Origin of the sequence: Sphingopyxis sp. CCNWLW2, assembly GCF_037095755.1 — a bacterium.
Taxonomy (GTDB): Bacteria; Pseudomonadota; Alphaproteobacteria; order Sphingomonadales; family Sphingomonadaceae; genus Sphingopyxis.
Map to the genome: position 1 here is coordinate 1 of NZ_JBAWKJ010000006.1, position 638 is coordinate 638.

Genomic DNA, 638 nt, shown 5'->3' on the forward strand with positions numbered 1-638 from the left:
TGTCGCTTCACCGCGACGTCAATCGCCTGTTCGACGATCTCTTCCGCGGGTTCGGTATGTCGTCGTTCGGCGGCCTCGGTCGCGAACCGTCGTGGCCAAGCCTCGAGTTCGGCGAGACCGACACCGAAGTTCGGGTGATTGCCGAGCTTCCCGGTCTTGACGAGAAGGACGTGGAAATCACCGTCGAGGAAGGCGTGCTGACGCTCCGCGGCGAGAAGAAATCCGAGGTCGAAGACAAGGACCGCGGCTATACCGAACGCAGCTACGGCCGCTTCGAACGGCGGATCGGCCTGCCGCGCGGTGTCGAACGCGACAAGGCGAGCGCGACGTTCCAGAATGGCGTGCTCACCATCACCCTGCCCAAGTCGGAGGCGGCGAACGAGAACGTCCGCCGCATTCCGGTCAATGCGCGGGCGGCATGACGGGCAGGCCCGGGACTTCGGTCCCGGGCCGAGCCTGCCGGGCGCCACAGTACAAGTCGTTCCGGCGGTGGCAGCCAACGATAATCAATGGCCAGCCGCACATCGCATTCGCGCGCTGCCGCCCGACGCCCGGGTGATTATCGAGCCTCTGCCCATCGGCACCAACCGTGCAGGCCGCGCGCAGGCGAGCCGGTGGCGATTGCGTTTTGCTCCGCG

The 638-nt window shown here is 66.5% G+C and carries 1 protein-coding gene; it reads left to right on the plus strand.

Annotation, left to right across the window (positions count from 1 at the left end; all coding sequences use genetic code 11):
• On the plus strand, positions 1–422 hold a 422-nt coding region (locus V8J55_RS21660; protein WP_336447654.1), incomplete at its 5' end, for an Hsp20/alpha crystallin family protein.
• Between the last annotated feature and the right edge of the window lie 216 nt (positions 423–638).